This window comes from Paraburkholderia domus (genome assembly GCF_905220705.1).
GTDB classification, from domain to species: Bacteria; Pseudomonadota; Gammaproteobacteria; order Burkholderiales; family Burkholderiaceae; genus Paraburkholderia; species Paraburkholderia domus.
In genome coordinates, this window is record NZ_CAJNAT010000011.1 from 172,641 (window position 1) to 195,644 (window position 23,004).

General features: G+C 60.6%; 14 protein-coding genes. 12 read left to right on the forward strand and 2 right to left on the reverse strand.

The window, feature by feature from the left end; genetic code table 11:
* Nucleotides 1-5: 5 nt before the first annotated feature.
* The 5 genes from KHO31_RS20370 (at nt 6) to KHO31_RS20390 (ending at nt 11,903) form a co-directional block, all read left to right on the forward strand.
* Nucleotides 6-3,113: an efflux RND transporter permease subunit gene (locus KHO31_RS20370; RefSeq protein WP_201074147.1), complete on the forward strand. Its 3,108-nt coding sequence runs from the start codon at nt 6-8 to the stop codon at nt 3,111-3,113.
* The gene (locus KHO31_RS20375) at nt 3,110-6,421 is read left to right on the forward strand and encodes an efflux RND transporter permease subunit (protein WP_201074149.1); all 3,312 of its coding nucleotides are present in this window, start codon (nt 3,110-3,112) and stop codon (nt 6,419-6,421) included. The genes KHO31_RS20370 and KHO31_RS20375 overlap by 4 nt, the downstream gene beginning before the upstream one ends.
* Complete coding sequence (locus tag KHO31_RS20380) at nt 6,418-7,899, forward strand: efflux transporter outer membrane subunit (RefSeq protein ID WP_236071354.1); 1,482 nt, start codon at nt 6,418-6,420, stop codon at nt 7,897-7,899. The genes KHO31_RS20375 and KHO31_RS20380 overlap by 4 nt, the downstream gene beginning before the upstream one ends.
* 414 nt (nt 7,900-8,313) lie before the next feature.
* Nucleotides 8,314-9,108 (forward strand): substrate-binding periplasmic protein, encoded by a 795-nt coding sequence (locus KHO31_RS20385; RefSeq protein WP_201074151.1) that lies wholly within the window; start codon nt 8,314-8,316, stop codon nt 9,106-9,108.
* Entirely contained in the window at nt 9,105-11,903 is a 2,799-nt protein-coding gene (locus tag KHO31_RS20390) for a bifunctional diguanylate cyclase/phosphodiesterase (RefSeq protein ID WP_201084961.1), read from the forward strand. Before KHO31_RS20385 ends, KHO31_RS20390 begins: the two co-directional genes overlap by 4 nt.
* Before the next feature lie 33 nt (nt 11,904-11,936).
* On the opposite strand, the gene KHO31_RS20395 is transcribed toward KHO31_RS20390, so the two are convergent.
* Complete coding sequence (locus KHO31_RS20395) at nt 11,937-12,614, reverse strand: FadR/GntR family transcriptional regulator (RefSeq protein WP_201084962.1); 678 nt, start codon at nt 12,612-12,614, stop codon at nt 11,937-11,939.
* Nucleotides 12,615-12,840: 226 nt separating this feature from the next.
* Between KHO31_RS20395 and KHO31_RS20400 the strand changes: the two genes are divergently transcribed.
* The 7 genes from KHO31_RS20400 (at nt 12,841) to KHO31_RS20430 (ending at nt 21,852) form a co-directional block, all read left to right on the forward strand.
* Nucleotides 12,841-14,625: a gamma-glutamyltransferase family protein gene (locus KHO31_RS20400; protein WP_201084963.1), complete on the forward strand. Its 1,785-nt coding sequence runs from the start codon at nt 12,841-12,843 to the stop codon at nt 14,623-14,625.
* A gap of 52 nt (nt 14,626-14,677) precedes the next feature.
* Nucleotides 14,678-16,090, forward strand: a complete 1,413-nt coding sequence (locus KHO31_RS20405; RefSeq protein WP_201107789.1) for an MFS transporter — start codon at nt 14,678-14,680, stop codon at nt 16,088-16,090.
* A gap of 34 nt (nt 16,091-16,124) precedes the next feature.
* Complete coding sequence (locus tag KHO31_RS20410; RefSeq protein ID WP_201074161.1) at nt 16,125-16,679, forward strand: GAF domain-containing protein; 555 nt, start codon at nt 16,125-16,127, stop codon at nt 16,677-16,679.
* A 15-nt stretch (nt 16,680-16,694) separates the two neighbouring features.
* Entirely contained in the window at nt 16,695-17,933 is a 1,239-nt protein-coding gene (locus KHO31_RS20415; RefSeq protein ID WP_201074163.1) for an MFS transporter, read from the forward strand.
* A 234-nt stretch (nt 17,934-18,167) separates the two neighbouring features.
* Complete coding sequence (locus tag KHO31_RS20420; RefSeq protein WP_201074165.1) at nt 18,168-19,310, forward strand: sigma-54-dependent Fis family transcriptional regulator; 1,143 nt, start codon at nt 18,168-18,170, stop codon at nt 19,308-19,310.
* An 81-nt stretch (nt 19,311-19,391) separates the two neighbouring features.
* Nucleotides 19,392-21,194 (forward strand): NAD(P)/FAD-dependent oxidoreductase, encoded by a 1,803-nt coding sequence (locus KHO31_RS20425; protein WP_211624027.1) that lies wholly within the window; start codon nt 19,392-19,394, stop codon nt 21,192-21,194.
* A 211-nt stretch (nt 21,195-21,405) separates the two neighbouring features.
* Nucleotides 21,406-21,852 carry a hypothetical protein gene (locus tag KHO31_RS20430; protein ID WP_211624029.1) on the forward strand — a complete coding sequence of 149 codons (447 nt, stop codon included), beginning with the start codon at nt 21,406-21,408 and terminating at the stop codon, nt 21,850-21,852.
* Nucleotides 21,853-22,033: 181 nt separating this feature from the next.
* Here KHO31_RS20430 and KHO31_RS20435 read toward each other — a convergent pair whose 3' ends face one another.
* On the reverse strand, nt 22,034-22,912 hold the full coding sequence (locus tag KHO31_RS20435) for an NmrA/HSCARG family protein (protein ID WP_211624031.1): 879 nt from the start codon (nt 22,910-22,912) through the stop codon (nt 22,034-22,036).
* Between the last annotated feature and the right edge of the window lie 92 nt (nt 22,913-23,004).

The window sequence follows — 23,004 nt, forward strand, 5'->3', positions numbered from 1 at the left end:
AGCCGATGAACCTCTCCCGCCTGTTCATCCTTCGGCCGGTAGCCACGTCGCTGCTGATGATCGCCCTCGTGCTGGTGGGGCTGGTCGCGGTACGCTTTCTGCCGGTCTCCTCGTTGCCCGCCGTCGACTACCCGACGATCCAGGTGCAGACCTTCTATCCAGGCGCGAGCCCGGACGTGATGGCGACCACCGTGACTGCGCCGCTTGAAGTGCAGTTGGGAGAGATTCCTGGCCTGCAACAGATGATTTCCTATAGCTCGGAAGGGGCGTCGGTCATCACCTTGCAGTTCGATCTCTCGCTGAGTCTCGACATTGCCGAGCAGAACGTCCAGCAGGCCATCAACGCATCCAACAGCTACCTGCCGAGCGGCCTGCCGGCGCCGCCCACCTATGCGAAGGTGAACCCCGCGGACCAGCCTATTCTCACTCTGGCAGTGACGTCCAAATCGATGTCGCTGACCCAGTTGGAGGATGCGGCCAACAACCGGCTAGCCACGAAAATCTCCGAGGTGCCGGGCGTGGGCCTTGTCGGCCTCGCCGGCGGCAATGTGCCGGCGGTCAGGGTGGAGGCGGACCCGCAGAAGCTGGCTGCCTACGGCCTGAACCTCGACGACCTGCGTACGCTGCTTGCCAACGTCAACGTCAGTCAGCCGAAGGGCAATTTCGACGGTCCGGAGCTGGACTACACGATCAACGCCAACGACCAGATCGTCGACCCGAAGGATTATCTGGACACGGTGATCGCTTACCAGAACGGCGCGCCCGTGTACCTGCGCGATGTCGCGCGGGCCACCCAGGCGCCGCAGGATGTCGAGCGGGGCGCCTGGTTCAACCACACGCCGGCGATCGTGCTCAACGTGCAGCGTCAGCCGGGGGCGAACGTGATCGCCACGGTCAACCAGATCATGAAGCAGTTGCCCGCGCTGGAATCCACGCTGCCGGCGGGCATGCAGGTTAGCGTTGTCTCGGACAGCACCGGCGTGATCCGCTCGTCGGTCTCCGATGCGGCCTTTGAACTGGTGCTGGCGGTGGTGCTGGTGGTGCTGGTGATCTTCGTGTTCCTGCGCAATGTGCCGGCGACCATCATCCCCAGCATCTCGGTGCCGGTTTCGCTGGTCGGCACGCTGGCGGTGATGTACGAGCTCAATTACTCGATCGACAACCTCTCGCTGATGGCGCTGATCATCGCCACCGGTTTCGTGGTCGACGACTCGATCGTGATGATCGAGAACGTCGTGCGTTATCTGGAGGAGGGTAAGAGTCCGCTGGAGGCGGCCCTTGAAGGCGCCGGACAAATCGGCTTCACGATTCTTTCGCTGACGGTCTCGCTGATCGCGGTGCTGATCCCGTTGCTGTTCATGGGCGGGGTGATCGGGCGTCTGTTCAGCGAATTCGCGGTGACGCTCGCGGTCACGATCGTCATCTCGGCCGTGGTCTCGCTGACCGTGGTGCCGATGCTCTGTGCGCGGATTCTGCGCGCGCAGGCCCAACGGCATCCGAGCCGTTTCGAGCGCATCAGCGAGGGCCTGTTCGACAAGACGCTCTCGGCCTACGAGCGCGGGCTGCGCTGGGTGCTCGATCACCAGACCCTGACGCTGCTGGTGGCGCTTGGCACGGTGGTGCTCACGGCGATCCTGTACATCGTGATTCCCAAGGGGCTGTTTCCGGTGCAGGACATCGGTGTGATCCAGGGCATCAGCGTGGCTGACAACTCGGTGTCCTACACAGCGATGGCGGTGCGCCAGGCGGCACTGGCCGAGGCCATTCTCAAGGATCCCAACGTCACTTCGGTTACCTCCTACGTGGGCATCGACGGGACCAATCCCACGCTGAACAACGGCCGCTTCCTGATCAATCTGCGGGCCCGCGACGACCGCTCGCTGACTGCGCAGCAGATCGTCCGGCGCCTGCAACAGGAGGTGGCCGACGTACCGGGCATCAAGCTGTATCTCCAGCCCGAGCAGGATCTCACGCTCGACACCACCGTCTCGCCGAACCAGTACAAGTTCGTGCTGCGAGGGCCGAACCAGCAGACGTTCGACCAGTACGTGCCCGCGCTGATTGCGCGGATGAAGCAGATCTCCGCGATCACCGACGTGACCAGCGATCTGAATACCCTGGGCCTGAGCGTCAATGTCGAGGTCAACCGGCAACTGGCCGCGCGCTATGGCATCACGGCGGCGACCATCGACAACGCGCTCTACGATGCGCTCGGCCAGCGGATCGTCTCGACCATTTTCGAGCAGTCCGATCAGTACCGGGTCATTCTGGTCGCCAAGCCCGAGGCGCTGCCCGATCTGCAGTCGCTCGGCAACCTGTATCTGCCCAGCCAGACCAGCAGCACCGGCCAGGTGCCGCTCAAGGGAATCGCCACGATCAAGGTCACGAAGTCGCCGCTCGTGATCAGCCATCTGGCCCAGTTCCCCGCCGTGACCATTTCGTTCAACCTGGCGAAGGACGCCTCGTTGAGCACGGCGGTGGACCAGATACGCAAGGCCGAACAGGCGGTGAATCTGCCGCCGTCGATTACGTCCTCGTTCCAGGGCGCGGCCCAGGCGTTTGAAGACTCGTTGCAGAGCGAGGTGTATCTGCTGGTCGCGGCGCTGGTCGCCGTCTACATCGTGCTGGGCGTGCTCTACGAGAGCTACATCCATCCGGTGACGATCCTGTCCACCTTGCCTTCCGCCGGTATCGGCGCCTTGCTCGCGCTGATGCTGGCAGGCAGCGACCTGGACGTGATCGGTATTATCGGCATCGTGCTGCTGATCGGCATCGTCAAGAAGAACGCGATCATGATGGTGGACTTCGCGCTCGATGCCGAGCGCAACCACGGCAAATCGCCGCGAGACGCGATCTTCGAAGCCTCGCTGTTACGCTTCCGGCCGATCCTGATGACGACCCTCGCCGCCATGCTCGGCGCGTTGCCGATGCTGCTCGGTACCGGCACGGGTTCGGAACTGCGCCGGCCGCTCGGCCTCGCGATCATCGGCGGCCTGACCTTGAGCCAGATGCTGACGCTGTTCACCACGCCGGTGATCTACCTCTGCTTCGACCGGATTGCCCAGCGCGTGCGCCAGAGGGCCGCTGATCGCGCAGCGCGGAGCGAGCCGTGAACATCTCGGCGCTGTTCATCCGGCGGCCCGTCGCGACGACCTTGCTGGCCGTCGCGATCCTGCTGTCGGGCGTACTCGCCTATTTCCGGCTGCCGGTTGCGCCGCTGCCGAACATCGCCTATCCGGTCATCGTGGTGCAGGCGAACATGGCGGGCGCCAGTCCGCAAATCATGGCCTCCACGGTGGCCGAGCCGCTGGAGCGCCGGCTCGCCACGATCGCCGACGTGAGCCAGCTGACTTCGACCAACTACGTCGGCTCGTCGATGATCGTCGTCGTGTTTGGGTTGAACCGCGATATCAACGGTGCGGCGCGCGACGTCGAAGCGGCCATTCAGGCAGCCCGCGCCGACCTGCCCACCACGCTGCGCAGCAACCCGACCTACCGCCAGTACAACCCGGCGGGGGCGCCGATCATGGTGCTCGCGCTGACGTCGGACACGCTCACCAAGGCGCAGCTCTACGATTCCGCCGACTCGGTGATCCAGCAGCAACTCTCGCAGATCGACGGTGTCGGGCAAATCACGTTGGGCGGCGGTGCGTTGCCCTCGGTGCGGGTCGAGTTGCAGCCGGGCAAGCTCAACAGCTACGGCATCGGCCTCGAAGACGTGCGCGCGGCGATCGGCGCCGCGAACGCCAACAGCGCGAAGGGGCACATCGACCAGGGCGAGCAGCGCTACGAGATCCTGTCCAACGATCAGATCAGTAAGGCCGCGCCTTACCGTGACGTCGTCATCGCGTACCGCGACGGTGCCCCGGTGCTGCTGCGCGATGTCGCCCAGGTGATCGACTCGAACGAAAACATCCGCAACGCCGGGCTGTACAACGGCAAGTCGGCCGTGCTCGTGATCGTCTATCCGATGCCGGGCAGCAATGTGGTCAAGACTGTCGCGCAGATTCAAGCACGCCTGCCTTCGATCGAGGCGGCGTTGCCGAGCGCCATCCGCGTCAACGTTGCAATCGACCGCTCCGAATCGGTCAGGGCCTCGGTGGGCGATACCGAGCGTACGCTCGGTATCGCCGTGATGCTGGTGGTCGGCGTGGTCTTCGTGTTCCTGCTTTCGCCGCGTGCGACGCTGATCCCCGCGGTCGCCTTGCCGCTGTCGATCATCGGCACGTTTGGGCCGATGTACCTGCTCGGCTACAGCATCGACAACCTCTCGCTGATGGCGTTGACGATCGGCACCGGCTTCGTGGTCGACGATGCGGTGGTGGTGCTGGAGAACATCGTGCGCCATCTCGAAGCCGGGCTCGACCCCAAAGAGGCCGCGCTGCGCGGCAGCGCCGAGGTGGGTTTCACGGTCATCTCGATGAGCCTGTCGCTGATCGCGGTGTTTTTGCCGATCCTGTTGATGCCTGGCATCGTCGGTTTGCTGTTTCATGAATTCGCGGTGACGCTGTCCATCGCGATTCTATTTTCGCTGCTGATCTCGTTGACGATTACGCCGACCATGTGCGCGTATGTGCTGAGCCATCAGCATGCGAAGCACTCACAGGGGCGCTTTGCGCGCTGGTTCGAAGCGCAGTTCGAGCGCTTCAAGAATGCCTACTCGCGCTCGCTGGAAGCCGTGCTCGACCACTCGCTGCTGATCGGGCTCATGTTGATCGCGCTGCTCGTGCTCAACGTGTTTCTGTTCAGGCTGCTGCCTGCTACCTTTTTTCCGGAGCAGGACACGGGCATCCTGATCGGGCAGATCATCGCCGACCAGGGCATCTCGTTCCCGGCGATGGAAAAGAAGCTCGCGCAGTTGCAGTCGATCGTTAAACAGGACCCCGCGGTGGCCTCGGTCGCGGGCTTTACCGGCGGCCGCGCGCTGAACACTGCCAACGTCTTTATCGAACTCAAGCCGCTGGCCGAGCGGCATCGGTCGGCCACCGAGGTGGTCAACCGGCTGCGCCCGAAACTCAATGCGGTATCGGGCGCGCGGCTCTTCATGCAGGCCCAGCAGGACTTGCAGATCGGCGGCCGGCAGGCAGCGGCCGAGTATCAGTACACACTGACCAGCGACGACGCTGACGCATTGTTTACCTGGGTGCCGAAGCTCGTGACCGAGCTCGGCAAGTACCGCGGGCAACTGCTCGACGTCAACTCGGATCTGCAGCAAAACGGTCTGCAAACCTACCTCAATATCAGCCGTGCCACGGCGGCACGCTATGGCTTCCGGCCGAACCAGATCGACAACGTGCTCTACGACGCTTTCGGCCAGCGCACCGTTTCGACGATCTATAACGCGCTCAATCAATACTTCGTGGTGATGGAGGTGGCGCCGCAATACTGGCAGTATCCGCAAACCCTCGACCAGATCTTCCTGAGCGCGGCCGCCGGCAACCCGAGTGGCACGCAACAGACGCAGATGCCGGGCGGCACCGTCAGCGCGCCCAAGCAGGCCGTGGCCGTGAGCACGTCGCAAAGCGCCAGCAGCAACACGAACGCGCTGAACGCCGACGCCGAAGCCAATCAGCTCACCAACAGCATTTCCAACAGCAAGGGCGGCAATTCCAGCGGCAGCGCGGACAGCACCGCGGCCGAAACCATGGTACCGCTTCCGACGATGCTGACCTACGCCAACAGCCACACCGCCACGCAGGTCAACCATCAGAGCGGCCTCGTGGCCGGGACCGTCTCGTTCAACCTGCCGGGTGGCGGCTCGCTCAGCCAGGCGGGCGCGATCATCGAGAAAGCCGAGCGGGACATCAACATGCCGGCGTCGATCCACGGTGCGTTCGCCGGCGCGGCGCAAGCCTACGCGCAGTCGATGGGCACCGTGCCGCTGCTGATCCTGGCCGCCCTGGTCGTTGTCTATATCGTACTGGGCGTGCTTTACGAGAACACGATCCACCCGCTCACCATCCTGTCCACCTTGCCATCGGCCGGGATCGGCGCGACGCTCGCGCTGCTCGTGTTCGGCACGCCGTTCTCTGTGATCGCGCTGATCGGCATCATTTTGCTGATCGGCATCGTCAAGAAAAACGGGATCATGATGGTGGACGTCGCCATCCAGTTGCAACGCAATGAAGGGATGGACGCGAGGCGGGCCATCCATGAAGCCGCCGTGGTGCGTCTACGGCCGATCATGATGACCACCGCGGCGGCCGTGCTCGGCGCGGTGCCGTTAGCGATAGGCATCGGGCAGGGCGCCTCGCTGCGCCAGCCACTGGGCGTCACCGTAATGGGAGGTCTGCTCGTGAGTCAGGTCTTCACGTTGTACACGACACCGGTGATCTACCTTTATCTCGATCGCTTGCGTTTCAAGCTTGTCAGGTGGTCCGACGGCTTGCCGTGGAACCGCCGAACGGATACGAGAGCATGAAGATGAACACTCCCCGCACCCTTCTGGCCGCGACCTTCGCCTTGCTGGTGAGTGGCTGCATGGTTGGCCCGGATTACCACCGGCCGCCGGTCCCTGTGCCGGCGACCTATCTGGAGTTGCCGCCCGGATGGACAGAAGCCGAGCCGGACGCCGCAGGACCCAAGGGCGACTGGTGGACCGGCTTTAACGATCCGCTGCTGGATCAGCTCGAACCCATGGTGTCCGTTTCCAACCAGACTGTGCGTCAGGATTACGCCAACTACCAGCAGGCCCTCGCGGAGGTGCGTATCGCGCGTAGCGCGTTGTTTCCTACGGTCGGTGTCACCGGCTCGGTCACCCGGCAGCGCAGTTCGACCGGCAGTCTGGGCAACAGCGGCGCCAGTGCCGGGTTCGGCAACTTCCAGTCGGTGAACAACTCGGGCTCGCTCGAAGGCAATGTGAGCTGGGCGCCTGATCTCTGGGGACTGGTCCGCCGCAACATCGAAGAGAACGCCGCGACCGCCCAGGCGAGCGAAGCGACGCTCGCCAATGCCACGCTCTCCGAGCAGACCGCGCTCGCCACCGCGGTGATCGATCTGCGGATCACCGACGCCAACATCGACCTGCTGCAGCACACGGTTGATGCCTATCAGGCGTATCTGCGCGTCGTCGCCGATCAGGACCAGGCGGGCACGGTGCCGCCGTCCAACCTGATTACCGCACGCACCCAGCTCGAAAACGCCCAGTCCAGCCTGATCGCGCTCGGCGTCGCGCGGGCCCAGTATGCGCACGCGATTGCGGTGCTGGTCGGCAAGAATCCGGAAGACCTGTCCATCCCTCACAGCGCGGCGCTGCCGACACTGCCCACGATTCCGGCCGGCGTGCCCTCAACCCTGCTGCAGCGCCGGCCGGACATTTCCACCGCCGAGCGCCAGATGGCCTCGGCGAACGCGGCGATCGGCGTTGCGGTGGCGGCTTACTACCCGAACATTTCGCTCTCGGCACTGGACGGTTTTACGCAGTCGCCGTTGGCGGGCCTGCTACACATCGCCAATCATGTGTGGTCGCTGGGCGCGAGTGCCACTGAGACACTGTTCGACGGCGGTGAGCGTAGCGGGGAGGTGGCCGCGGCCAGGGCGGCGTACGAGGCGTCCTTGGCCAACTACCGCGGCACTGTGCTGAAGGCATTCGAAAACGTGGAGAACGACCTCTCCGGGTTGCGGATTCTTGCCCAGCAGGCCGAGGTGCTGGACGCTGCCGTGCGCGACGCGACCCACGGCAGCGAGATCGCGTTCAACGAATACCAGGCCGGCACTGTGGACTACACCACCGTGGCCGTCGCCCAGACGACCCAGTTAAACGATCAGCAAACCGCATTGAACGTCCAGCAGCAGCGCCTGCTCGATGCCGTGTCGCTGATCGGCGACCTGGGCGGCGGCTGGTCGGATAGCGAACTTCATGACCCGCGCCGTTCCGGAGCGTCGGCAGGGAATCCGTGATTTTGCTGGTTGAGCGTAAGTCGCGTTACTTCGCGAAATGCGTATTGCAGACTTACGCAATGGAACCGTAGATTGATTATTAACGGCCGCCTGCCGGTCCTGGAAATAGCGGAGAATACCGACTCATGTCGGCCAGCGGGACCCGCACGGGTTCCGGACAAATCCGGCGATTACGCGGCAAGAAATCGTTCGGGGTGCCCTCAAGAACGGCCGAGTATTGTCGACAATGCGTATAGAGGTTTTGCGAAAGAAAATTTCGAACGATCGCAGCATGTCGAAGACGCATTGGGTCAGGAAAGCATCCCGAAATGTGTAATAAAAATCAGGTGCTGGTATAAAACCTGGCTGAAGATGCCGTCGGATTGTGATCGCGGATAAGAATTTAACTGGTCGTCGTTCCGCTACGGAGGCGTTGTGATTCGAAACTGGCTTGGCGGGGTGTTCTTTGCAGTGTGTTTCGTCAGTAATGCTTTCGCAGGCGGACCGGATTGCTCCCGGCCGTTTACGCTTGGATTGCACGATCACGGTCTGCTCTATTCGCTGGATACCGACACCGGTATCGACAAAGACTTCGCAGATGAGCTGATCCGGCGTAGCGGTTGCCAGATCAAGGTGAGTCTGATGTCACGCGCACGTATCTGGAAACTGATCGAGTCGGGTGCACTCGATTTCAGTCTTTCTGGAATTGCGAATGACGAACGCAATCAATATGCTTCGTTTGCGTGGTACTTCAGTAATAAATACTATCTGCTCGTGCGCAAGGACGCCGGTATCCAGAATGTCGCGGACTTCGAACACAATGAACACGCCCAGCTCGGCGTGATCCGCAGTTTTCGCTACAGCGCAACGGCGAACGAACTGGTCGACCGGCTGACGTCGGAAAACCGGGTAAGCCAGGCGGGCGGCCTCGAGCCCCTCTACCAGGCGCTTATTCTTCGGCAGATCCAGGGCATGATTATCGAGCCCTTCGATTACCCCGCGCTGGAAGAGAAAAAGATACGCGACGTGACGACGATCCTTGAGTTCAACGATCCTTCGGTGCCGCACGGTCTGATCATGTCGAAGAAAGCGCTTCCGGCCGCCGAACGGGAGAAATGGCGGGCGCTGGTCGATGAAATGCGTGCTGACGGAACGGTGCGTCGCATCTTCGAAAAGTACTTCAAGCCAGATCTGGCCAACTCCATGGTCGACTTCAAGGCGTCGCCGTGATCAGGGTACGCTCAGTCCTGCTGCCGTTGCTGGTTTTATCCGCGTCGCTCTGCGTGACCTGGATCGTATGGAATCACGAACGGCAAGCGACTCGCAAAGAGCTTCGCACTCAGTTTAATTACACCATGAGTGATGCGGTAGGTCGCGTCGAACAACGCATGGCGACCTACGAGCTTATGTTGCGAGGCGTGCAGAGCCTGTTTGCCGCGAACGGAACGATCGATCGCGACAGGTTCCGGCGCTATGTGAGCGCGCTCAATCTTGACGCGAACTTTTCCGGGGTCCACGCCGTCGGGGTGATCGAATGGGTGCCCGTGGCGCGTAAAGCGGACCATATAGCGGGCATGCGGCAGGGCGGTATTCCAGACTACGCGATTCATCCCGACGGGCTGCGCCAGGACTATGCCCCGATCATTCAGCGCGAACCCTTTATTAGCGTCGCACGCAGCTCGCCTGGCTTTGACGCCTGGGACGAACCGGTACGGCGGTCTGCGATGGAGAAGGCCCGGGACTCCGGCATGGCGACCCTCTCGGGAAAGGTGCGGCTTACGGTCGACATGGGAGCAGACCCTCGGCCGGGGTTCATCATGTACCTGCCGATCTACGCGTCCGGCAAGGCGCAGGACAACCTGGCGCAACGTCGGGCGAACATTATTGGTTGGGTCTATGCATCGTTCCGTATGCGCGATGTGATGGCCAGTCTCTACGGTGAACAGCCACCCGGCGTTTCGCTGGCCATTTACGATGGCGTAGAGCCATTGGAGGCAGCGCTGCTGCATCGCACTTCAGATGCAAACAACCGGCACGGGCCCGCACTCATATCCGCCAACGAATATCTGGTCGTGGACGGGCACGACTGGATGTTGTCGATGAGCGCCTTCGACGAATTTCGATCCCGGTTAGGACGTAATGCGGAGGCGTTAATTGCAGGCGCCGGCACGGGGTTGAGTCTGCTGCTGGCGCTTCTCACGTGGCTCATGATGACGGGACGTGAGCGTGCCATACGGCTGGCGTCGGCGATGACGCGGGAGTTGCGCGAAAACGAAGAGAAGTTTCGCGCCATTGCCGACTGCACGGTGAACCTGGAAATCTGGTGGGGGCCGGACGGCAAACCTCGCTGGATCAATCCGTCGGTCGATCACTACACGGGCTACACCGTCGCCGAATGTATGGCGATGCGCGACTTCGCCCGCACGCTGATCCATCCCGAGGACATTTCGCGTGTTGCGCCGGAATTCAAAAAGGGGCTTCAGGGCTTTCGCGGCGACGATCTTGAATTCCGTTGCGTGCGCAAGGATGGATCGATTCTCTGGCTGTCGGTCTCCTGGGTTCCGATCAGCAATCAGAAGGGAGACTTCATCGGGTTTCGTACCAGCGGCCGCGATATTACGGAGCGCAAGAAGTCGGAGGAGAAGATCCGGGAACTTGCCTTCTATGACACGCTTACCCGCCTGCCCAATCGCGCGCTGCTTCTGGATCGCCTCAGGCAGTCAATGGTGGCGAGCCACCTGAACAAGGTCTGCGGCGCCCTTATGTTCATCGATCTCGATCACTTCAAAACGCTGAACGATACGCTCGGGCATGACCAAGGCGATCTGCTCCTGCGACAGGTCGCGAATCGCCTGTCGAGCAGTGTCGATGAGGGCGACACGGTCGCGCGGGTCGGCGGTGACGAGTTTGTTGTGGTGCTGGGCAATCTGAGTCTGGACAAGGCGGTGGCGACAGCGGAAACCGAGGCGGCGGGGGAAAGAATTCTCACCGTGCTGGGGTGTGCCTACGAGCTCAATGGCGTCCAGTTCCGGAGTACCGCCAGCATAGGCGTGACCGTATTCAATGGGGAGCAGACTTCCACCGACGAGCTTTTCAAGCAGGCCGATCTCGCCATGTATAAATCGAAGGAGCGCGGCCGCAATGCCATGTGCTTCTTCGACCCTGCGATGCAGACGGCCGTGCTGAGGCGAGCCGAACTGGAGGTGGGGCTGCGCAGCGCGATTGAGGAGAACCGGATTGTCCTTCACTATCAGGCGCAGGTTGTCGACGGCGATCGCATAACCGGTGCGGAAGCGCTTGCGCGCTGGGAGCATCCTGAGCGCGGCCTGATACCTCCGGGCGAGTTTATTCCGCTCGCCGAGGAGTCGGGGCTGATCCTCGAGATGGGGCGAACCGTATTGGCGTCCGCGTGCGCGCAACTGGCCCTGTGGGCGGCGCGGCCATCGATGGCGCATCTGTCGATAGCCGTGAACGTAAGCGCCCGGCAATTTCGCGAGCCGGACTTCGTAGACGGTGTGCTCGCGGTCATCAACCGGACTGGGGCGAGGGCGGACAGGCTGAAGATCGAGCTGACCGAGAGTGTTCTCGTTGAGAACGTGCAGGACATTATCGAAAAGATGACCGCCTTGCGAGCTCGAGGCGTGACGTTCTCACTGGATGACTTCGGGACGGGATATTCTTCGCTGGCTTACCTGAAACGCTTGCCATTAGACCAGTTAAAGATTGACCGGTCGTTCGTGCGCGACATTCTGGTCGACCCCAACGATGCTGACATCGCGAGAACCATCGTGGCGCTTGCTCGAAGTTTTGACCTGGGTGTCATTGCCGAGGGCGTCGAGACGGAAGCACAAAGAGATTTTCTTGCCGTAGCCGGATGCCATGCCTATCAAGGTTTCCTCTTTTGCAAACCGCTGCCGATTCAGGGCTTTGAACAGTTTGTGAGCAGATTCAATTCCCATGCCCGGACGGAAGATCAGTCGACAGGGCGTGATGAGAGACGCGTTGATTCAGGTACCGTATCCTGAGCAATCTGAATCGAAGATAGCGGCGCAGGCTCTTCAATCGCGGCGAAGGGCCGCTTCGTCGCCACCGGCGGAAGCACGCCACTGAACGTTGAGCAGGTGCTCGCGCATACATCGGGCCGCTGCTTCACCATCGCGGGCCTTCATCGCGCTGACGATATCCTGGTGTTGCTGGGCGAAAAAACGGCGTGTTTCCTGGGCTGAGGTCTTCTCACGCACCTCGGGTTTGACACGCATGCCGTTGATCACTTCCATCAGGGAAATGAGTGCGGGATTGCGTGTGGCCTGCCCGATCAGCAAATGAAATCGATGATCCCATTGTTGCCACTCTTCATCATTTTTTGCAGCGGCGTTTTTCCGCGCGCATTTTTCAAGTTCTAGCAAGTCGTCCCGGCTTGCCTTTGTGGCGGCGAGCTGTGCGAGTGCCGGCTCGAACAGCAGGCGCATTTCCGCGATGTCTGCCGGACTGGCGCCCGCACGAAGTCCACGTAGCGTCGGGGCGAATTTCAGCGGCCTCGCTCCCAGATAGGTGCCGCGGCCGACGCCGCGCCATACACGTCCTGACGCCTCCAGTGATGCAAGCGACGAGCGCAGCTCCCGCCGGCTGACTTTAAGGTCTTCCGCGAGCGTTCTTTCGGGCGGCAGTGCATCGCCGTCCTTGAGTTGATGGTCGGCAATATAGGTCAGCAGTCTGTCCAGTATCGAAACTTCCATTTTCCTTGCGCGAACCAATGTTTATTGGTTCATAACATACCATAGACAAACCATCGGAGGTGAAGCATGTGGACGTTTTTTGATCTGATAGTGTATGCATCATATCGGGTTAACACCGCGTGCAACCGGGCGCTGTTCACCGTAATCTCATCGTTTATGGCGTTCGTACCAATGTCGATTGGTTCATAAATAACAGATCGCTGGTCATTGCAAAAAGGAGTTGCGCATGTCGTTTACAACCCGTCCGGAGCTGATTGGCACATTCGGCATGGTGGCCTCGACGCACTGGCTGGCGAGCGCGTCAGCAATGGCCGTTCTCGAGAAAGGGGGAAATGCGTTCGATGCGGCGGCCGCGGCGGGTTTTGTTCTGCAGATCGTTGAGCCGCACCTGAATGGTCCCGGCGGCGAGTTGCCGGTCGTGTTCTACAGTGCTCGCGAAAAACGTGTTCGCGTACTGTGCGGGCAGGGTGTGACGCCAGCGGGAATGACGATAGCGCGCATGCGTGAATTGGGTCTGGAAGTCGTTCCGGGTACGGGCTTGTTGCCCGCTGTCGTACCTGGAGCATTTGGCGCCTGGATGGTCATGCTGCGCGACTATGGGCAACTGCCGCTCGAGGAGGTCTTGAGCTATGCGATCGGCTATGCGGAGAACGGCTATCCGGTTCTCCCGCGGATGACGTCTTCGATTCTGGCAATCAAGGATTTCTTCCGGAGCGAATGGCCCACTTCGGCTGAGCAATGGCTGCGCAATGGCGACGCGCCGATGCCGAACCAATTGTTTGCGAATCCGGCGATTGCGCAGTCGTACAGGCGCATTCTGGAAGAGGCCAATACCCGCGGTGATCGTGCCGAACAATGCGAGCTTGCCCGCAAGGTCTTTTATCGCGGTTTCGTGGCCGAGGCGATCGACCGCTATTTCCGCTCAACCGCCGTTCTCGATACCTCCGGCCAGCGCAACCATGGTCTGCTCAATGCAGATGACCTCGCGCGTTGGGAGCCGTCCTATGAAGATCCGGTCTCATACGACTATGAGGGCTTACGCGTTCACAAGACTGGCCCATGGGGCCAGGGACCGATGTTCCTGCAGCAGCTCGCGCTCCTTAAGGGTTTCGATCTCAGTGCAATGGACCCGATGGGACCGGATTTCGTGCACACGATCATTGAATGCTCGAAGCTCGCGTTCGCCGATCGTGAGGTGTTTTATGGCGATCCCGCGTTTGCGCATGTGCCGATGGATGTGCTTCTGAGTGATACCTACAACGACGAGCGTCGTCGATTGATCGATCCAGGTCGCGCGTCGTTCGAATTTCGTCCTGGCACGCTGGGCGATAGCGAGCGACGTGCCGCACTGATTATGGCCAATGCCGGAAGGCAACAGTCCGGCGGTTTCGGCCAGGGTGAACCGACGTTTGCACCGCTGCCTGAACTGCGCGGCGATACGGTTCATCTCGACGTGGTCGACCGGTGGGGCAACATGGTCTCGGCAACACCGTCGGGTGGCTGGCTCCAGGCCTCGCCTGCCGTGCCCGGTCTCGGCTTTAACGTGACCACGCGCGCGCAGATGTTCTGGATGGAGGAGGGGCTGCCGTCCTCGCTCGGCCCGGGGCGCCGCCCTCGCACGACGCTCTCGCCCACGCTTGTCACCCGTGAGGGCAAACCGTACGCGGCATTTGGCACACCGGGCGGCGACCAGCAGGATCAGTGGTCGATCCAGCTGTTTCTCCGGCACGTGCATGCCGGCATGAACTTCCAGGCTGCCGTGGATTCACCCTCGTTCCAGACGGCGCATTTCCCCGGCTCCTTTTATCCGCGTTCGATGCAACTGGGCAAGATGTCCGCCGAGTCCAATTTTCCGGCAGACACGCTTGCCGCATTACGGGCGCTTGGACATGACCTGACCGTGGCCGAGCCCTGGTCGCTGGGCCGTGTTTGCGCAGTCGGCATCAGAAACGGTTTGATGCGTGGTGCAGCAACACCTCGTCAGATGCAGGCATACGCAATCGGGCGATAACTTTCGCGTTCGTCCCAGCAATCGTATCCATTTCCGTCAGGGAGAAAATGCCGTGTCTGCTATTGCCGCCCGTCTTGAGAGGCTGCCGTTATCAGGCTTTCATCGCAAGCTCCTGCTGATCGGCGGGCTAGGGTATATGTTTGACGGACTCGATTCGTCATCGCTTGCGTTCCTGCTACCCGTCGTCAGCAAGCTATGGCACCTCACGAGTGCCGAGACCGGCCTCGTCGCGAGCAGCACCTACATCGGCTATTTTTTTGGGGCCTTTCTCTCGGGTGTGCTTGCAGATGTGATCGGCCGTCGCCGCATCATGATGAGCGCGCTGGCGATCTATTGCTGTGCGTCGCTCGCCAGCGCGACCGCGACTGACTGGCACACATTTTTCGCGTTACGCATCGTCGCAGGCTTTGGATCTGGCGCGGAGACGGTGGTGATTGCGCCGTTCCTGGCTGAGTTCGTGCCGCGGCGTTACCGGGGCATCTTTTGCGGCGCACTGGTCGGCTTCATGTCGTTCGGCTATCTGGGGTCGTCCATTCTCGGCTTCACCGTCGTGCGCAACTTTGCCGATGGCTGGCGATATCTGGCGGTGGCGACTTCGTTGCCCGTCGTCATGCTTCTCTGGTGGCGAAGAACCCTGCCCGAATCACCGCGCTGGCTTGAAAGCCAGGGGCGGGCGGCTGAGGCGGACAGCATCGTGAGTGCAATCGAATCATGGTTTGCAAGTAAAGGCATCCATTTGATGCCCATTGCTTCCTTTGGCACGGTGCCTGTATCGGCGCCCGCAAAGGGCAACGCGCTGCAGAATGTGCTGACGCTGTGGTCGCCGCGACTGGCGCGTACGACCGCAGTGAGTTGGCTAATGTGGTTTTCGGTCGCGTTCGCGTATTACTCGTTTTTCTCCTGGATTCCGAGCCTGCTTCTCAAGGAGGGGCTCACCATGACGAAAAGCTTTGGTTACTCGATCGCGATTTATGGGGCACAGATTCCCGGTTATTTCTCGGCGGCATGGCTCAATGAGCGGCTCGGTCGAAAGGGTGTCGTGGCGTCCTACATGCTGCTGGGCGGGATTGCGGCGATTACGCTTGCGTTTTCCCACACCGGGTTGCAGATCATGGCTGCAGGCATTTGCCTGTCGTTCTTCATGAATGGCGCGTTCGCCGGCGTGTACGCGTACACCCCTGAAGTTTTTCCGACCGCTGTGCGAGCAACCGGTACGGGATCGTCCTCGTCTTTCGGCCGGATCGGCTCGGTGAGCGCCCCCATTCTGGTCGGCCTTATCTATCCGGTGCTCGGATTCCTGGGCGTGTTCGCCATGACCACCACCGTCTTACTAGTGGGGGCCTGTGTGGTGTTCTTCCTGGGAATCGAGACCCGCAACCGGTCGCTCGAAGATATTGAAGAGGACGGCGCCGGCCTGCCCCAGGATTTATCGGGCTCGCTCGGTTCGACCGAAATGCGCGGCTGAGCGCCCGAGATGTCCCATCCTTTACAGACAGACAATGCCAGGCAATCCGATCGATCCAATCTCGCCAGTCCTGCAAATGCTGGACATTGCAGACCTTGAACGACTTGCAATAGTCATGCGTCTGAAGAATCAACCCACGGAGATTTTCCGTGCAGTTCACGCGCTGGCCGCGAGCGTGATCGGCCTCGGCCTTTTCACGATCATGTCTTACGACGCGCAACGCGAGGAGGTCGAGCGCATCTATACAAACATGCCGGACGTGTACCCGGTGGGAGGCCGTAAGCGAAAACACGGCACCGCGTGGGCAAACCAGGTATTGCAGGAACTCAGGCCATTTCGCGCAGAAACGACGCAAGGCATCCGGGAGGCGTTCGACGATCACGCTGTGATGACTGGCATGGGACTCGGATCGATATTGAACATTCCGATCGCGTACGACGGGGTCTGCGTCGGCACGATGAACATGACGCACAAGGAAGGGTGGTACACGAGTAGGCACGAAGAAATGGGCATGCTGATCGGCTCCTTCCTTGCGCCCGCGCTAATCAGGTGCAACGTAATGCACATCGATAGCGTCATGCGTCTCTGACTTCACTACGATCAAATGCTTACAAGAACCGCCTTGACCCGATCCGCTGAGTCCCAGAACACCTGGGTGTTTGTCTTCATCCTGAGCTACCTTGCGTTACTGGCCGATGGTGCAGACGTCATGATGTACGGGCTGACGCTCACGCGAATCAAGGACGAATTTGGATTGAGCAATGTCGAAGCGGGGGCGTTGGGCAGCTTGACCCTCGTTGGCATGGCCATAGGCGGCATTCTGGGCGGTTGGGCTAGTGATCGCGTCGGGCGGGTACGGGTTGTAGCCTGGGCACTTGCGCTATTTTCGCTCGGAGCAGGCCTGCTGGGGTTCACGCACAGTTTTCTGGAATTTGCGGTCGTACGGTTTATCAGTTCGTTGGGCATCGGTTGCATGGTGCTGGTCTCCACACTCGTTGCCGAATACGTGCCCATGGAACGGCGCTCACTGATTCTTGGAATCTTGCAAACGGGCATTTCCGCGGGCTACATCGTTGTCATCTCGCTGAGCAACTGGATTTTGCCGCACTACGGCTGGCGTACGCTCTACTACGTATCGGCACTTCCTGTGCTGCTGGCGCTGGCAATAAAATTTGCCGTGCCCGAACCGGCAACATGGCAGGCGAGCCGCGTGGCCGACCGCAAGGGCGAACGTGGGCATCGCACCAACCGCTACTATCTGATTTTCAGTAACCGGCAGTCGCGAACCTTGTTCATCCTGTGGACCTTAGCCTCCGTATTCGCGCTGTCCGGATTTTACGGTCTGAACAACTGGTTGCCGACTTACCTCGAAAAGGAATTGCACATCAAATTCGGCGCAATGGCCGGGTACATGATCGGCACTTTCGTAGTCGCCTTCATTGGCAAGATCGTGGCGGGATGGCTAGGTGACCGCTGGAGCCGGCGTGGTGTTTATGTCCTTGGCTGCGTAGGCGCCGCAGTCTTTCTGCCGGTGATTATCTTCTGGCATACGCGCGAGAACATTGCGTGCCTGATGCTTGTCTTCGGGTTTTTGTACGGTGTGCCGCTGGGGACGATTGGCACCTTCATGTCCGAGAGTTTCGCTACATCTATCCGTGGGACAGCCGTGGGCGGCTCCTATAACCTCGGTCGCTTTTGCTCGGGTGCGGCGCCCATCGTGATTGGCTACATTGCCACCCAGTTTTCCATCGGCATCGGATTTCTCGTGGTCGGTGGCGTTTTCTTTCTAAGCGGCGTAACCGCGTTTTTTATTCCAGACCGGTTGTATGACACACAGCGTTAAACTGTGATCAGCCTTTGGACCGCGGCATCGCAGCCGCCGCAAGGGTAGCAAAATCTTGACGCGTGGCGGCTGTAAAACACTGCGCCAGTAGAAGCGCAAATCGAAAAGAACACTGAGACAAACGTCTCATCCGGCCCGATGCTGCACTGCAGTGTGATCTTCCGGAACCCGCATGCTAAAAGTCATCCTGAGCGTGCCACTCAGCGACGCGCGCCCAGCTGACCGGAGACATTCATGCCCTATGTTCCGCAAGTGAGACACATCGACCGGATCCGCAGGTTGATCGAAGGCCGGATGCCTGATCGCGGCGGCGATGCTACGCGGCTGGTTTCGTCCTATTGGCGCTCGCTGGAGCAATATCATCTCGATCCCGGCCTGACAAAGGGTCCGCGCATTCTGAGCGCGCCGGAATTGCGCGACGTACAACACCGGGAAGAGTCGGTTCTGCGGGCGTCAGGCGAGTGTCTCTCGCGTCTGCATGAGACGGTACGCGAAGCTGACTACTGCGTGATGCTCACTGACGCTCAGGGCGTGACGATCGATTATCGCGTTGACCGGGATCGACGCCACGACTTCAAACGTGCGGGACTTTATTTAGGTTCGTGCTGGTCCGAGCAGGAAGAGGGAACCTGTGGAGTCGCGGCCGTGTTGCTCGATTCCCAACCGATCACGGTTCATAAAACGGATCATTTCCGTGCCGCTTTTACCTCCTTGACCTGCAGTGCTTCACCCATCTTCGGACTGGACGGCGAACTGATCGGCGTGCTGGATGCATCGGCGATTCGCTCGCCTGACGAACGCGAGAGCCAGCGTCTGATCAACCATATCGTGCGCCATAGCGCGGTATTGATCGAAGACAGTTTCTTTCTCAACGCCACGACGCATTACTGGGTTTTGCTGGCGCACCGGAATCGCCACTATGTGGAAGCGCAACCGGAGATTCTGATCGCCTTCGATGCTCGCGGGAATGCAGTCGCCGCAAATCGCCGGGCAAAAGAGTGCGTGCCCGGCCTTGATCGGCTGCCGCGACCTGTCTCCGAGCTGTTCGATGTCCGCGCCGAACGTCTGCTCGATGTCAGGCCCGGGCGCGACATGGTCTCGATGAAATTTGTGGGCAACGGCTCGCCTCTTTATGCGCGCGTTCGTCCACCCGTCATTCGCGCGCAACGGCAACCTGCGCCGAAACCCCGGGACCCCGCCGCCCAGGCGCAACCCACACTCACCGATATCGACGCCCTTGAGCGCGACCGCATCGTCGCGGCTCTGACGGATGCGAAATGGCACCCGGACGAGACGGCCAGGACCTTGGGCATCTCGCGTGCGACGCTTTATAGACGGATCGCGAAGTTCGGCATCGTCCCGCCTCACCGGCGCTAGCGGTCCACCGTTATCCAGCGGGCAAAGAACCCGCGCATTACTTCGAAGTTTCACTAATCCATATCGAATGGAGGAGCAGCCATGCCTGAAAATAATGCAAGCCAGACTATTACACATGTTCTGGAATCCATGGAATCGGCGCTTAAACGCGGTGATACCGCTGCGGCTGTCGCGTTGTTTCAACCCGAGTGCTATTGGCGCGATCTCGTTGCTTTCACCTGGAATATCAAAACCATGGAGGGCCAGGATCAGATCGGCGCCATGCTCGATGCACAACTCGACGCCATTAAACCTACCAGGCTGAGGGTTGCTGAAAATGAGGTGCCGACCGAAGCCGGTGGCGTAGCGCAAGCGTGGATCACGTTCGAAACGGAAGCCGCCCGCGGCAGTGGTTTTATCCGCGTGAAGGACGGCCTGATCTGGACCTTGCTGACCACCATGGGTGAACTGAAAGGCCATGAGGAACCCAAAGGCAACCGGCGCCCGATGGGGGCGGATCACGGCGCACGCATGGATCGAACGAGCTGGAAAGAACGTCGCGAAGCCGAAGCGCAAGCGCTCGGTCGCGCGGAGCAACCCTACTGTTTGATCGTGGGTGGCGGGCAGGGTGGGATTGGACTGGGTGCGCGTCTGCGCCAGCTGGGTGTGCCGACGATCATCATCGATAAAAATCCGCGTCCTGGCGATGCCTGGCGTAACCGCTACAAGTCGCTGTGTCTGCATGATCCGGTCTGGTATGACCACATGCCCTATTTGCCGTTCCCCGACAACTGGCCGGTGTTTACACCGAAGGACAAGATCGGCGACTGGCTTGAGATGTATACCAAAGTTATGGAGTTGAACTATTGGGGATCGACTATTTGCAAGTCGGCGCGATACGACGAAGCGAAAGCCGAATGGGTGGTCGAGGTTGAGCACGACGGTGAGACACTAACGCTGCGGCCAAAACAGCTCGTGCTTGCTACAGGTATGTCGGGTAAGCCGAACCTTCCCTCATTCAAAGGCATGGATGTGTTCAAGGGCGAACAGCATCATTCGTCGAAACATCCGGGACCCGACGCGTACAAGGGTAAGAAAGTGGTGGTGATCGGCGCGAACAACTCTGCGCATGATATTTGCGCGGCGTTGTGGGAAGCGGGCGTCGACGTCACGATGGTTCAGCGTTCGTCCACGCATATCGTGAAGTCGGATTCGCTGATGGAGTTTGCGCTCGGCGATCTTTACTCCGAGCGCGCGGTGGCGTCAGGCATGACGACGTCGAAAGCCGACCTGACATTTGCGTCGATCCCGTACAAGATCCTGCACACATTTCAAAAGCCCGTATTCGACGCGATCAGGGAGCGCGACGCGGCGTTCTACGACCGTCTGGAAAAACGGGGTTTCATGCTTGACTTCGGAGATGACGACTCGGGGCTCTTCATGAAGTATCTTCGGCGCGGGTCGGGTTACTACATCGATGTTGGCGCAGCCGACCTTGTAGCGGACGGCAAGATCAAGCTGAAGAGCGGCGTCGATGTCGTCGAACTGAAGGAGCACGGCGTCCTGCTAAGCGACGGCACCGAGCTCGAGGCGGATCTTGTGGTCTATGCAACCGGCTATGGATCCATGAACGGCTGGGCCGCCGATCTCATCTCGCGCGACGTGGCGGATAAAGTGGGCAAGGTGTGGGGACTGGGTTCGAATACGACAAAGGATCCTGGGCCTTGGGAAGGCGAACAACGGAACATGTGGAAACCCACGCAGCAGCCGGCATTGTGGTTCCACGGCGGCAACCTGCATCAGTCACGCCACTACTCCCAATATCTATCTCTGCAATTGAAGGCGCGCATGGAGGGAATTGCGACGCCGGTTTATGGCCTGCAGGAAGTGCATCATCTTTCCTGACACCTGCGTATGATCGGTGCGCGCGCCCCTTCGATTCCTGTGTTACGCATGCTGGGTGGGGGCGCGACGCGCATCGACGGCTGACTGGATCGATCTGAGCGTCAGCGTACAGACTCGCCGGGTCAGCCGTACGATTCTGGGGCCTCAACGATCTGCTGCCGCATGTCCTCGAATTTTTCGCGTAACCCAGCAGAACCATCGCGCCATTACGATGAAACGGTCCGTTCTCTGCATGCTGACCTCGCTTACGTCGCTGGGCGTGGGATTCCTTCCGACCGTGTGCAATGCCTATGCGCTCGATCCACGGCTGGACTGCCAATCGAGCCCGCATGATTTCATCGCACCGCTTCTGGACGAACAGTCGATCGATCCAAAGCCAATGCGTATTGAAGCGAACTCAGTCAACGCATTTCGACCCACGCGTGGCAGCAACCTGACAGCCTTCGGCTTTCACGTTTATAGCGTCTTCGGGTACGAGCAAAACGATCCCATCTTCAAACAGGGCAGTGGCGAGCCGGTTAAGTCCTCAACGTACGGTGTGGTGGTTACCGGCTCCGCCACATCGGTTGAGGCGAGCGTACGCCGGGCGGGCAGCGATGCTGTCGTTCACGAAGTCATTCCGTTTCTCCTCACCGCGGTCTTCTGCAACGGGCATTGAGGCCGGTGCGTCATCTGATCGAGTCGACGCGGACAATCGAATTTTTGACCTGAACGGTTGAACGGCAATCGCGAGCGCTGATCGTGGCCGAACGTATGCGTGCTAGCGGGCGGGACCTTTCAGCACCGCCCGCGGCTCGCGCGCCAGTCTTTCAACAGCGGTCTTCGCCCATCCTGATCAATCAGCCTTTCGCCCACGCGGCGGCCGTGGCATTCGCGAAGTCCCGGTAGGCTCTCGGCTGCCGCCCGAGCAGCGTAGCCAGGCGATCGACCTCCGCTTTCGATGCGACTGCGCCGTCCTGTTGATACCGGCGCATCATCAGGCGCATGTCGTAGGCGAGCCAACCCGGCGCGACCGCCTTGAGACGCTGTTCGAGCGTGTCGAGATCGTCGCCGCCGTAGCGGACCGGACGTCCCAGTGCTTCCGCCCATATCGCAGCGATGGTGTCTGATGTCAACGCGTCAGGGCCGACGAGTTCGTACGTTTCACGCGGCAGCGGATTGGCGGCGCGTTCGCGGCGTAGGAGTTCGCGAGCAGCGGCTTCGCCGATATCGCGGACATCGACCATGGAAATGCCTTTGCCGCCAATCGGCATGCCGTAGACACCGTGCGTCAGCAGCGGGTCTTTCTGCCTGACGTCGTTCTGGATGAAGTAGGCGGGGCGCAGCACCGTCGCCGGCAGGTCGCAGTGCTCGATCATGCGCTCGACCGTGTGCTTGCCGGTGAAGTGAGGCACATCGACATACTCCGCGCCCTTGAAAACCGACAGATAAACAATGCCTTTGACGCCCGCCTCCCGCGCGACGCTCAGGGTCTGCAGCGCCTGTGTCAGTTCGTCCGCGGCGTTGGGAGCCAGCAGGAACAACGTGCTGACTCCGTTCATTGCGCGCCGCACTGTGTCGATGTCGGACAGGTCGCCCTTGACTGCGGTAACGCCATCGGGAAATTGACCTTTCTCCGGCGAGCGGGTGAGCGCACGCACTTCGGCGCCGCTGCCGTTCAGATGGTTGAGAACCTGCGTGCCGATCACGCCCGTGCTGCCAGTTACAAGGATTGCCATGATTTTCTCCTGGGGTTGAATGGACTGGGTTAGTCCGTGAGACGAACAATAGTCGTTCCATTAGGTGGCCGAAAGTGCCAGAATTAAGACAT

What these genes read in the sequence shown, in the direction of transcription:
- KHO31_RS20370 (WP_201074147.1), top strand. Translation starts at nt 6, where the DNA reads ATGAACCTCTCCCGCCTGTTCATCCTTCGGCCGGTAGCCACGTCGCTG.
- KHO31_RS20415 (WP_201074163.1), top strand. Translation starts at nt 16,695, where the DNA reads ATGCTTACAAGAACCGCCTTGACCCGATCCGCTGAGTCCCAGAACACC.
- KHO31_RS20420 (WP_201074165.1), top strand. Translation starts at nt 18,168, where the DNA reads ATGCCCTATGTTCCGCAAGTGAGACACATCGACCGGATCCGCAGGTTG.
- KHO31_RS20430 (WP_211624029.1), top strand. Translation starts at nt 21,406, where the DNA reads ATGAAACGGTCCGTTCTCTGCATGCTGACCTCGCTTACGTCGCTGGGC.
- KHO31_RS20425 (WP_211624027.1), top strand. Translation starts at nt 19,392, where the DNA reads ATGCCTGAAAATAATGCAAGCCAGACTATTACACATGTTCTGGAATCC.
- KHO31_RS20395 (WP_201084962.1), bottom strand. Translation starts at nt 12,614, where the DNA reads ATGGAAGTTTCGATACTGGACAGACTGCTGACCTATATTGCCGACCAT.
- KHO31_RS20435 (WP_211624031.1), bottom strand. Translation starts at nt 22,912, where the DNA reads ATGGCAATCCTTGTAACTGGCAGCACGGGCGTGATCGGCACGCAGGTT.
- KHO31_RS20400 (WP_201084963.1), top strand. Translation starts at nt 12,841, where the DNA reads ATGTCGTTTACAACCCGTCCGGAGCTGATTGGCACATTCGGCATGGTG.
- KHO31_RS20410 (WP_201074161.1), top strand. Translation starts at nt 16,125, where the DNA reads ATGCCAGGCAATCCGATCGATCCAATCTCGCCAGTCCTGCAAATGCTG.
- KHO31_RS20380 (WP_236071354.1), top strand. Translation starts at nt 6,418, where the DNA reads ATGAAGATGAACACTCCCCGCACCCTTCTGGCCGCGACCTTCGCCTTG.